Origin of the sequence: Pseudoalteromonas sp. McH1-42 (genome assembly GCF_022347845.1) — a bacterium.
GTDB lineage: Bacteria > Pseudomonadota > Gammaproteobacteria > Enterobacterales > Alteromonadaceae > Pseudoalteromonas > Pseudoalteromonas rubra_D.
Map to the genome: position 1 here is coordinate 64,400 of NZ_JAKRFU010000024.1, position 11,292 is coordinate 75,691.

The window sequence follows — 11,292 nt, forward strand, 5'->3', positions numbered from 1 at the left end:
TCATTTCCTTTAGGTATAAGTAATGTCGTTAGATCTCTATTCCGAACATACTATAAAACAACAAACCCCTATGATGCAGCAGTATCTTAGGATCAAAGCGCAACACCCGGATATTCTGCTGTTTTATCGTATGGGTGACTTCTATGAGTTGTTCTTTGATGACGCCATTCGCGCTGCGCAGTTACTGGATATTTCACAGACGCACCGGGGTAAAGCTGGCGGTGCGCCAATTCCAATGGCGGGAGTCCCTTATCACGCAGTTGAGAATTATCTGGCTCGCTTGGTACAAATGGGCGAATCCGTGGCAATCTGCGAACAGGTTGGTGATCCAGCGACCAGTAAAGGACCCGTTGAACGTAAAGTCGTACGCATCGTCACGCCAGGCACAGTAACTGATGAAGCCCTGTTACAGGAGCGTCAGGACAACCTGCTTGCCGCCCTGTGGCAGGAAAAACAACACTATGGCGTGGCCTATTTAGACATTAACTCGGGCCGCTTTAACATCGTAGAATTGGCCACCGATGAAGCCCTTACGTCAACACTGCAAAGATTGCAGCCCGCGGAGCTGCTCTACCCCGAGTCATTCAGCAACTTGCTGGTACTTGAGCAAGTAAAAGGGGCAAGGCGTCGTCCGGATTGGGAGTTTGACCTGGATACAGCTACCCATTTGCTATGCCAGCAATTTGGCACACAAGACCTGATAGGGTTTGGTGTCGCAGACGCCAAAGCAGGGTTAGTCGCTGCGGGTTGTGTCATGCAATATGTTAAGGACACGCAGCGCACTGCCCTGCCACATATCCGTGCCATCACCCTGGAAAAAAACGAACACGCCGTCATTCTGGATGCCGCCACGCGTAAAAACCTCGAACTGACCGTTAACTTGTCAGGCAGTATAGAGAACACCCTGGCACAAGTGCTGGATAAAACCGCCACGCCTATGGGCTCTCGATTACTGAAGCGCCGTATTCATACACCGGTACGCAACCGTGACGAGCTCAACGCACGGCTCAATGCCATTGCCAGCTTAATCGAATCACAGCTCCATATTGAGGTCTATGATGGGCTGCGCCAGATCGGTGATATTGAGCGGGTGGTCGCACGCCTGGCGTTATGTAATGCCCGACCCAGAGATTTAACACGACTGCGCAATGCACTGCAGGCACTTCCCCCACTACATCAACTATTAGGAGAGAGCAGCGACCCCAGGTTGCAGCAGATCTGTGCGCATTCACCAACTTTACCAAAGCTCCAGGAATTATTAGAGCGGGCTATCATTGATAACCCACCGGTGCTGATCCGCGATGGCGGCGTCATTGCCCCGGGTTACAATGCCGAGCTGGATGAATGGCGGGCCCTCAGTGAAGGGGCCACTGATGTACTGGACCAACTGGAAGAGCGCGAGCGAGAGCGCACCGGTATCAGCACACTCAAAATTGGCTACAACAAAGTGCATGGCTTTTATATTGAGATCAGCAAAGCTAACTCACATCTGGCACCGCCCGAATATATTCGCCGCCAGACGCTGAAAAACAATGAGCGCTATATCATTCCCGAGCTTAAAGAGCATGAAGATAAAGTGCTGGGTAGCCAAAGCAAAGCGCTGGCACTAGAAAAACAACTGTACGAAGAGCTTTTCACCTTGATCGCGCCCTACATAGAGCAGCTACAAACCATGTCGGCCGCGCTGGCTGATCTCGACGTACTCAATACGCTGGCAGAACGCGCACAAACGCTGGATTACTGTCAACCTGAGCTGAGCAATGGCGATGAGATCCACATTGAAGCGGGTCGTCACCCGGTGGTTGAGCAGGTCAGCAAAGAGCCCTTTATTGCTAACCCGGTTCATCTCAATGCTGATCGCAAGATGTTGATCATTACGGGTCCCAATATGGGCGGTAAATCGACCTATATGCGCCAAACGGCTTTGATAGTGCTGATGGCACACATAGGTAGTTACGTGCCTGCCAGTGCTGCACAGATAGGCAAAGTGGATCGCATTTTTACACGGATTGGTGCCAGTGACGACCTGGCTTCTGGACGCTCAACCTTTATGGTCGAAATGACGGAAACAGCCACCATACTCAACAATGCGACAGCACAGTCTTTAGTCTTAATGGACGAAATTGGTCGGGGTACCAGTACCTATGATGGTTTGTCTTTGGCTTATGCCACTGCTGATTATCTGGCCGGAAAAATTGCAGCCAAGACCCTGTTCGCCACCCATTACTTCGAACTGACCGAGTTAGCAGAGCAACAGTCTGGCCTGGTTAATGTGCATCTGGATGCCATTGAACACAATGATACCATTGCCTTTAAACATACTGTGATGGAAGGGGCCGCCAGCAAGAGCTTTGGTTTACAAGTCGCCGGGCTCGCAGGAGTACCCAAAGCGGTGTTGGCCATGGCAAAACGTAAGCTGGCGTTGCTGGAACAACACCAGAGTGTAGTCGAAAACCCGCAGGCAGCCCCAGCAGCCCAGATGCAGCAAACTCTGCCTTTGGTCAGTGAACCGTCTGAAGTCGAACAAATGCTCGCAGAGCTTGACCCGGACGAGCTCTCGCCTCGTGCAGCACACGACCTGCTCTATCAGCTAAAAGCACTCCTTTAAGCATAAAAAAAGCGGCTCTCAAGCCGCTTTTTTCTATTCAAGTCAGAAGCTATGGTTGTACTGAATGCCCACAACCGTGGCATGACCTTTAGACTTAAAGCCCCACTCGCTACCCAGGCTGTCTTTCTCAACAAAGGTCTGAGTTTTACCACGCAAGATACTCAAGCCAAAATCTACACTGGCAGTCTCACTCAGCTGATACTCTGCACCAAACGAGTACCAGGTCCGGTCAGTATCCGGGATTGAGATAGACATATGCGACTCATTGGCAGGCGAGCTGTCATACGCCAGACCTGCACGCAACTTCAATGACGTACTCCATTGATAATCCCCACCAACAGAGAAGCGTAATGAGTTATCAAACAGCTCCTTTTTGTTAAACACCGGCGTACCTGCGACTTGAGCTTCAAGCTCCTGGAAGCTATTCCAGCCTGTCCAGAGTACACTGTAATGTAAGGTCATTGGCTCGGTCAGTTTATGTGTTCCTGAGATTTCGGCCATTGCAGGTAAGGTCAGCTCAAGTGTGCCAGGCAACGCGACGCCATTGGTACCGCCAAATGACGCTGGCAACTGGTTGCTGAAATGGCCATCAAAGGTAATGTCCGTTTCACTGCGGTAGTGAAAACCAAGGCGATTGTCTTCATCAATCTGATAACTCAAACCCAGGTTCCAGCCATAACCACTGTCATCACCTTCTAGATTAACCACCTCTGTGCTGGCAGGCGCTTGTAAAGGGTTAGCACCCAAATGTCGGATCACTTTGGCATCGGCATAGACATGGTTCAGACCCAATGCCAGTGTCCATTGTGGATCAATTTCATAGGCCACAGAGACACCGGTATTGATGGTCACAATTTCAGTATCACCTGCTAACTGGCCCGCAGCGTAATCCTTATCAAACTCAGTTGCCAAGCCAAATTGGGAGTACATACCTGCACCAACAGACCACTGGTCATTGAGGCGTGCTGTCATGAACACGGCTGGTACCACGGCACTGGGGGCAATGCTGTCATCATCAAGCAAGTTCGCCGGCAAACCATTATTGGTTGATGTGCCTTGCAAGCTTACATCCGGTTCTACATACATGGCCGCAGCACTCACCTGGATCCCTTGAAACTGACTCATTAATGCCGGGTTGCGTGCAACAACGGATGCATCATCAGCAGCGCTTGCTTCACCGGCGTAAGCACGACCTAATCCAGAAACGTTTTGTTCCGCCAACTGAAATGCTGCGGCCAGTGACTGTGAAGACACCACCATCAAACCTGTCGCCATTAATGCGCGTAGTACTGTGTTCATTCTCAACCTCAAATGTTATTCACAAGAATAAAAAATTGCTCACACAGTACAGAAAAGAAAAGCAAAAATCCGCAACTTAAGCACTTTTAGCAACTCAATCGAACAACTTTAAAGCATATTAAGCAAGTTATTTACAGATCAGATCAGATGAGGAGCAATTACTCTAACCTCACCTTCACACACCCAAATGATATTAATTCTCATTACTATTGAATCGAGATACTGATTCGCATATACTCTTAGCCACATTTACCGCCTTGCGATATTGAGGCACTTGTAGGGAGATTAGGTCTATGCTGGCAGTATTGATGATCGGTGCACTGACATTCTGTGGACTTAGCGTATTCAGCCTGTGCAAAGCTAACTACTGCGCTTGCAAGCGGGCCGGACAATGCGACAACCCACTCAACCATTACTGGCTGGCTGCGATACTGAGCGCCCTGCTGGCTTTGGTGTGCAGCTGCCTGGCATTACATACCGAAAAAGGCACGTTAGTGTGGATCCTGATGATGGCCAGCTGCCTGGCCGGCGCTTTGCTATCTGCGCAGTGGCAAAAACGTAAACTTAAGCAAGCAGATGATCTTTTAACAGACGGGATAAATTGATCTGATAGTCTAGTGGCCTGACTGTAGAAGCGATTTTGATTTTGTCCTGCTCATTTAAATCAATGTCTTTGGCCGTAATATGGTGCATATGCTTAGTGTTGTAGAACACCCGCACTTTAGGTGCTGTCGGCGCACCACGATTCCCTTCTAAAACTAAAGCCAGACGCTCATTGCTGAGCTTCACTATGGTACCTACCGGGTGCACACCAATGCATTTAATGAAGTGTTGTACCAGTACAGGGTCAAACTGTGCCTTATTGGCCAGTAAATAACGTAACGCAACCAAAGGTTCATCACCATCACGGTGAGGACGTTCCGCAGTCATGCCCTCGTACACATCCACAATGGCCATAATGCGTGCAGCTTTACTGATCTGCATGCCTTGCAAACGGCGCGGGTAACCGCTGCCATCGAGGCGCTCATGATGGCTGACTATCATATCCAGCATCAATGGTGTGATCCCCGGTGCATCGCGCGTCAGCCCCAAAGACTGTGCGACATGGCGTTGCATGGTTTTCATTTCTAACTTATTAAGTGGACCACTCTTATCGATAATGCCCTGGGGTATTTTGGTCTGCCCGACATCATGAAGCATGGCACCAATGGCCATTTGTTCTATCACCTTTTTTCCCAGGCCAAGGTACTTTGCAAACACAGTCACCAAAATGGCGCAATTGATCATATGCCGCCAATTAAAGCCTTCTTTATCCTTAATCCGCGTTAAAATCGCCATCGCATTGGTGTTTCTCAGCACCGAACCAACAATTTCCTGACTGATGTCATTAATCAGCGTCATGTCAACTTGCATGCCAGCTGTCAGGTTGCCATACAGCATTTGCAATTGCTTATTGTGCTGTTCAAATTGCCTGGCTGCATTCGCAAATTCATCTTCCAGGCTAATGGTTTTCTCTTTAACGAGAGGAGGTTTGGTGGTTTTATCCGGCTTTTGCTGTATCGCCTGCTTTTCGGGTTCAGCCTCAGCCACTTCAGGTTTTGCCTGGGGTTGCTGGTATTTTTCAGGAACTGGAATATCACTTTGGGCAAAGTCAATATTCAGCTCAACCACCCCATTCGCAGCAAGACGTGCAATGATCGCATCATCCCGAACCATACCCCGAGATTTAATCTTAACTTCAGCGCCTGACTTTTGTTTATGAACGCTGTCCACAAACATGCCGGGTTTTAACTCTTCAATAGGGAGGGTGACTCGCATATCGCTCGCATGATGCCTGACGGCAGTGTAAATTGCATTAATATGCATAGGCTAGACTTAATTGTCTAGTCATTGGAGTGAGTTTACGAAAAAAGAATGAGAGATTATGAACAAAAGTGTCAGGTCAGAGCGGCCTCGGCACTGACCTGATGTCACAGCGCGGGGTTACTCCTGGAAATAGGTGCCCCAGCCATCGTACTCAACACCACAATGCGTGGCAATTTCAACCAGCTTAGTGACATCTTCCATAATCACTGCAGCATCCAGCTCAGCTTCAACGACAACATCAAAGCCCCAGATTTTACTGCCATCTTCCAGCTCAAGTTCTGCCGGATCTTCAACATCATAACCAAGCTTAAATGCAGCCAGTGCTGCCTGCTCCAGCTTTTCAAACTCTTCGCTGACAAAATGATGTTCTACCTCATACAAGGTATCTGGGTTTGATCCATCTTCTAACAACGAATCAACGATGTCTTCACTGATCTCTTGCCAATTTTCCACTTGCTGCTCTCACTTTTTCGTCTAAATGTGCAATATGTGCTGCCATTTTAGCATGGATCTGTTTGGCATGCTCACGCGCTGGTATGTCTTTATCCAGACTGATTGGTGCCAGAATATCTATGTATACCGTCCCATTATTCCAGCGGTTGAGTTTAATCTGGCCAGCCGTACTGTTCATACAGACAGGAACAACGGGCACATCAGCACTCAGGGCTGTATGAAACGCACCGGTCTTAAACGGCAGTAAGCCTCTGCCATAGCTACGCGTTCCTTCCGGGAACATCCACAATGACATCCCTCGTTGCTTGATTTTTGCAATGGATTTGTCCAGGGTGTTCACCGCTTTAGTACGATTCGCCCTGTCGATCAGGATATTACCGGATAACCAATATAATTGGCCGAAAAAAGGTACCCACTTCAGACTTTTCTTACCCATACTCACTGTATTGTGCGGCACCACAGCTGGTAAGGTAAATAAATCATAATTATTCTGGTGATTGGCAATATACATTGCCGGGCCCAAATCTTTCGCACCGGGATCGATTGAGATCTCGAGCTTAACCCCGATCACACGCGACATCTTACCAAACCAGGAAGCGACCACGTGCACGTTATTAGCATGGAAAGGGCGGATCAGGCTCAATGTCAGGCCAGCCAGACAACTGAGGATGATAAACAGCGCCATTGCCAGAATTCGAACTACAGCTAACAAAATAGAGACTCCTATTATCAAGTCGGCGCATTATAATCAAATAGGCTTACACTTGTAAGCTCAATTTTGTTACAGCCATAAAAAATGCCGCTAACATGAGCGGCATCTTAAAATTTATTCATCTAGCTTAAGCGATTAGCTCATTGCTGCCTGTAGCTTTTTCATCGCCGATTTTTCTAGCTGACGAACTCGCTCTGCTGAAACCTGATATTTATCCGCCAAATCTTGTAAGGTGGCCTTATCTTCGGACAGCCAGCGTGCAGCAACAATATCCTGAGAACGTTCATCTAGCGTCTTCATTGCGGCGATGAGACGATTTTGAGACTGTTCCTGCCACTGCTCCTCTTCAATGACCTCTGCAACATCACTGCTTGCATCTGTCAGATATTGAACCGGAGAGAAACTGCTGCTTGGACTGTTATCATCGTCATCCGCAGTTAAGTCGAAGCCCATGTCCTGGCCGCTCATTCGCGATTCCATTTCACGTACTTCTTTTTCACTCACACCCAGCTCATTTGCAACTGTGGTGATCTCTTCCTGATTAAACCAACCCAGGCGTTTCTTATTTTTACGCAGGTTGAAGAATAGCTTACGTTGCGCTTTAGTGGTGGCAACTTTAACGATACGCCAGTTCTTTAACACGTATTCATGAATTTCGGCTTTGATCCAGTGTACTGCAAACGACACCAGGCGCACACCAACTGTCGGATCAAAACGCTTTACTGCTTTCATCAGACCAATATTGCCTTCCTGGATTAAATCTGCCTGTGGTAAACCATAACCAGAGTAACTTTTGGCAATATGTGCGACAAATCTCAAATGAGAGATAATGAGCTGCTTAGCTGCGTGCAAATCCCCATCCTCATGTAGGCGGGTTGCCAGCGCTTTTTCCTGCTCAGCGTCCAGCATCGGAATAGAACTTACCGATTGTAGGTACCCCTCTATACTCGCGCTTTGTTGCCCAGCGGTCAGTGCCATCGCATATATGTCTTTACTCATTTTTCACCTCAGTGATAATTCGTTTTGCCAATTTTAGCACTCTTTACCTTAGAGTGCTAAATGCAATCTACTACTTTTTCCCCTAAAAGATCAAGCTTTTTATTATTACACTTTAATTAACAATTAAGCCTTTGATTTTAAATGGGATTTTATTTTATGGAAAAGTACTTATGGTAAGCGGATATTCAGATAATGCCAGCTGCGATATCTGACAGTGCTAATTTGTCCTATGGAGAGTGCTAAGACATTCGCCCGTTAGCACTCTCTTGGCCAATAAAACGGCGGGCAGTTCTACACCTTGTCCGGCTCGATATCTTTGATGTACTTTCTTACCGATAAGAAAGACCCAACAAAGCCCAATGCCACGGCCAGCAATAGCAGACACAGCAACTCTGAACCAGATAGCCCCTGAAGTACAAAGTTACTTTGATACACACCCACCACCAGGGCAACGGCTGACTCCAGCCACCACAGCATCAACATGACACAAATAAAAGCAATCAAACCACCAATGATCCCATACCAGATCCCGGTCCATAAAAACGGCGTATGAATAAATGTATTGGTCGCCCCAACGAGCTTGAGCACCTGGATCTCTTCTTTCTTATCCATAATAGACAGGCGAATGGTGTTACCAATAATAAGAACTACTGCACTAAGCAGCAGTAAACCGATGGTGATCACACTTTCTTTAAGCAAGCTGAGCAAGGCATTCAGGCGTTCAAGCCATTCAATATCTAGTTTGCCAAACTCAATTTCCCTTTCCTGCTCGAGTTTATTTAGCAGAGCGTTAGCAGCCTGTGCGCTACGATGACGAACTGTCGGAGTCACCAGAACAACGCTGGGCAATGGGTTTTCTTCGAGATAGTCCAACGCCTGACCAAACCCGGAAATGGATTTGAACTCTTCCAACGCTTTATCCTTGCCAATAAAGCTGACAGTGTCAATTTCAGGGTAAAGTGCCAGTCGCTTTACCAAAGTCTGTGTTGCCTGCTCACTGACGCTGTCTTTGACAAACAAAGAAATCTCAGCAGCTTCCTGAAAACCGCTACTGACTTTCTGCACATTCTTAACCACCACATAGAGTGTGGTGGGTAACGTAAGACTCAGACCCAACACCAAAATGGTCATCATCGACGCTAATGGGGTGCGCCACATTTCACCTAAGCTGTGTACGCCCTGACGCAGTATGGTAATAATGAAGAAGTAACACTTCAGGATCACCGATTTGCTTTGTTTGTCGTTTTGCGTACCGCGACCTTTGAACAATAGACTCATAGCGCGTCTCCCGGCAGCGAAGTGCCCAGCAGCGGATCCTGAATTAGACGGCCATGGTCCAGTGTCAGACTGCGGTATTTCATCCGTGCAATCAGACCAAGATCGTGTGTGGCAATCAGTACTGAGGTGCCATGACGATTAAAGTCCTCAAACAATTTGAGTATTTCCATCGACAATTCCGGATCCAGGTTACCGGTTGGCTCATCTGCCAATAATAAAGGGGGAGAATTGACAATTGCGCGGGCGATCCCCACGCGCTGCTGTTCACCGCCAGACAAAGTACTCGGCTGACACTTTACTTTGTCTAACAAACCGACCTTGTCGAGTGCCGCATGTACTCGCTTGGTCATATGTTTATGATGGGTACCCTCAATAACCAATGGCAGTGCTACATTGTCAAAAACGTTATAGCGCTCCAGCAGGCGGTGATTTTGAAAAATAATGCCAATGTCGCGACGAATATACGGCACCTGGCTATTTTTAATTTGATTCAGATCGACACCATTGATGGCGACACGCCCGGCTGAGGGGCGTTCCATCAGGCTGATCAACTTCAGCAGGGTACTCTTACCCGCGCCACTGTGACCAGTCAGAAACGCCAGCTCACCTTTCGTAAGCTCAAAACTGACCTTTTCCAGCGCCCGATGTCCACCGGGGTAGGTTTTACTGACTTGCTCAAACTTGATCATTGCCTGCCCTGTATTATTTTACTGCTTCCACTTTACCCGATCCCGACAAGCGGGATCAGAGCAGCGCCTGTCTGCCAGACTTAATTATCCTGACTGAACAGTGCTTCGATAAAGTCATCGCTCTTAAAGGTTCTCAGATCGTCAATACTTTCACCAACCCCAATATAACGGATAGGTACCTTAAATTGATCTGCAACCGCAAAGATCACCCCACCCTTTGCCGTGCCATCCAGCTTAGTCAAGGCGATGCCAGTCAGACCCACAGCCTGATCAAATAGTTTCACCTGACTAATCGCATTTTGGCCCGTACCAGCGTCTATGGTAAGCATCACTTCATGTGGTGCATCCGGATCCAGCTTTTTCATCACGCGCGCTATTTTTTCAAGCTCCTGCATCAGGTTATCTTTATTCTGCAGTCGACCTGCCGTATCTGCTATCAAGACATCAACATCTCGTGCCTGCGCTGCCTGAAAGGCATCAAATACAACTGATGCACTGTCTGCACCGGTATGCTGGGCAATGACCGGTATATCGTTACGCTCACCCCACACTTGCAGCTGCTCCACCGCCGCAGCACGGAAGGTATCACCGGCTGCCAGCATCACAGACTTGCCCTGAGCCTGGAACTGCTTCGCCATTTTACCGATTGTCGTAGTCTTACCAACCCCATTCACACCCACCATCAAAATGACAAATGGTTTTTTATTGGTCGGGATCTCAAGCGGCTTTTCTGCATCTTTCAGGATATCTGCCATTTCCTGCTTCATCAGGTCATACAGCGCTTCACCGTCTTTGAGCTGTTTGCGGTCCGCTGCATCAGTCAGGTTATCTATCAGCTTCATGGTTGTCTCGACACCAATGTCAGCTGTTAATAGCTGGGTTTCAAGATCTTCGAATAGCTCATCGTCAATCTTTTTACCACGGAAAATATTGGCAAAGCCGGAACCTATGTTGGTCTTAGTCTTCAGCAAGCCCTGCTTCAGACGAGCAAAAAAACCTTTCTTCTTCGGTTTTTCTTGTTCCTGAGCCTGACGCTCTGCTTCTTCACGTTCTGCTTGCTCTTTAGCTAAACGCTCAGCTTCTTCACGCTCTGCTTGCTCTTTAGCTAAACGCTCAGCCTCTTCACGTTCCGCTTGTTCTTTAGCTAAACGCTCAGCTTCTTCACGCTCTGCTTGCTCCTTAGCTAAACGCTCAGCCTCTTCACGTTCCGCTTGTTCTTTAGCTAAACGCTCAGCTTCTTCACGCTCTGCCTTTTCTTTGGCTAAACGCGCAGCTTCTTCACGTTCTGCCTGCTCTTTAGCTAAACGCTCAGCTTCTTCACGTTCTGCCTGTTCTTTGGCTAAACGCTCAGCTTCTTCACGTTCTGCCTGTTCTTTGGCTAAACGCTC

The 11,292-nt window shown here is 48.0% G+C and carries 10 protein-coding genes; 2 read left to right on the forward strand and 8 right to left on the reverse strand.

Features of this window, described 5'->3' with window-relative positions; translation table 11 throughout:
* The first annotated feature begins 22 nt into the window (after positions 1-22).
* Positions 23-2,608, forward strand: a complete 2,586-nt coding sequence (gene mutS, locus MHN31_RS19655; protein WP_239445126.1) for a DNA mismatch repair protein MutS — start codon at positions 23-25, stop codon at positions 2,606-2,608.
* A 42-nt stretch (positions 2,609-2,650) separates the two neighbouring features.
* Here the strand turns inward: mutS and MHN31_RS19660 are convergent, their stop codons facing one another.
* Positions 2,651-3,907, reverse strand: coding sequence for an outer membrane protein transport protein (locus MHN31_RS19660; RefSeq protein ID WP_239445127.1), 1,257 nt, complete (start codon positions 3,905-3,907; stop codon positions 2,651-2,653).
* 293 nt (positions 3,908-4,200) lie between these two features.
* On the opposite strand from MHN31_RS19660, the gene MHN31_RS19665 reads away from it, so the two are divergent.
* On the forward strand, positions 4,201-4,512 hold the full coding sequence (locus MHN31_RS19665; RefSeq protein WP_010383225.1) for a hypothetical protein: 312 nt from the start codon (positions 4,201-4,203) through the stop codon (positions 4,510-4,512).
* Here MHN31_RS19665 and MHN31_RS19670 read toward each other — a convergent pair.
* The 7 genes from MHN31_RS19670 to ftsY all read right to left on the reverse strand — a co-directional run.
* The gene (locus MHN31_RS19670) at positions 4,472-5,725 is read right to left on the reverse strand and encodes an HD-GYP domain-containing protein (protein WP_239445130.1); all 1,254 of its coding nucleotides are present in this window, start codon (positions 5,723-5,725) and stop codon (positions 4,472-4,474) included. The genes MHN31_RS19665 and MHN31_RS19670 overlap by 41 nt on opposite strands.
* Before the next feature lie 165 nt (positions 5,726-5,890).
* Positions 5,891-6,226 (reverse strand): ribonuclease E inhibitor RraB, encoded by a 336-nt coding sequence (gene rraB / locus MHN31_RS19675; protein WP_010383227.1) that lies wholly within the window; start codon positions 6,224-6,226, stop codon positions 5,891-5,893.
* On the reverse strand, positions 6,201-6,938 hold the full coding sequence (locus tag MHN31_RS19680; protein ID WP_164517483.1) for a 1-acylglycerol-3-phosphate O-acyltransferase: 738 nt from the start codon (positions 6,936-6,938) through the stop codon (positions 6,201-6,203). The genes rraB and MHN31_RS19680 overlap by 26 nt, the downstream gene beginning before the upstream one ends.
* 135 nt (positions 6,939-7,073) lie before the next feature.
* Positions 7,074-7,937, reverse strand: coding sequence for an RNA polymerase sigma factor RpoH (gene rpoH, locus MHN31_RS19685; RefSeq protein WP_010383230.1), 864 nt, complete (start codon positions 7,935-7,937; stop codon positions 7,074-7,076).
* A 291-nt stretch (positions 7,938-8,228) separates the two neighbouring features.
* On the reverse strand, positions 8,229-9,215 hold the full coding sequence (gene ftsX, locus MHN31_RS19690; protein WP_194866585.1) for a permease-like cell division protein FtsX: 987 nt from the start codon (positions 9,213-9,215) through the stop codon (positions 8,229-8,231).
* On the reverse strand, positions 9,212-9,904 hold the full coding sequence (gene ftsE / locus MHN31_RS19695; RefSeq protein WP_194866586.1) for a cell division ATP-binding protein FtsE: 693 nt from the start codon (positions 9,902-9,904) through the stop codon (positions 9,212-9,214). Before ftsE ends, ftsX begins: the two co-directional genes overlap by 4 nt.
* An 80-nt stretch (positions 9,905-9,984) precedes the next feature.
* The coding region (ftsY, locus tag MHN31_RS19700) for a signal recognition particle-docking protein FtsY (RefSeq protein ID WP_239445128.1) at positions 9,985-11,292 on the reverse strand (1,308 nt) is incomplete at its 5' end.